Below are 496 nucleotides of genomic sequence, written 5' to 3' on the forward strand. Positions count from 1 at the left end.
GTCCTCGCGCAGGCGCCGGGCCACGTCCGCGTAGACGTCCATGCGCTCGGACTGGCGGTACGGGGCGTGCGGGCCGCCGACCTCGGGGCCCTCGTCCCAGGTGAAGCCGAGCCAGCGCAGCGAGTCGAGCAGCTGCTCGTACGACTCCTCGGAGTCGCGGGCCGCGTCGGTGTCCTCGATGCGGAAGACGAACGTACCGCCGTGGTGCCGGGCGAACGCCCAGTTGAAGAGGGCGGTCCGGACCAGGCCCACGTGGGGGTTGCCGGTCGGGGAGGGACAGAAACGTACGCGGACGTTCGCGTTAGCCACGCTTGATCACCTTGTTGGTGAGAGTGCCGATGCCTTCGATGGTGACGGCGACCTCGTCGCCGACGTTGAGGGGGCCGACTCCGGCCGGGGTCCCCGTGAGGATGACGTCGCCCGGGAGCAGCGTCATGGCCTCGGTGATGTGGACGATCAGGTCCTCGATGGACCGGACCATGTCACTGGTGCGGCC

The 496-nt window shown here is 69.8% G+C and carries 2 protein-coding genes; both read right to left on the minus strand.

Annotated elements, in window-relative coordinates; translation table 11 throughout:
• A partial coding sequence (locus G3I78_RS47725) for a glutamate--tRNA ligase family protein (RefSeq protein WP_343244033.1) occupies positions 1 to 309 on the minus strand: 309 nt, incomplete at its 3' end.
• The coding region (locus G3I78_RS47730; RefSeq protein ID WP_203616523.1) for a fumarylacetoacetate hydrolase family protein at positions 302 to 496 on the minus strand (195 nt) is incomplete at its 5' end. The genes G3I78_RS47730 and G3I78_RS47725, both read right to left, overlap by 8 nt.

It is taken from the genome of Streptomyces sp. SID13726 (assembly GCF_010548375.1).
Lineage (GTDB): Bacteria > Actinomycetota > Actinomycetes > Streptomycetales > Streptomycetaceae > Streptomyces.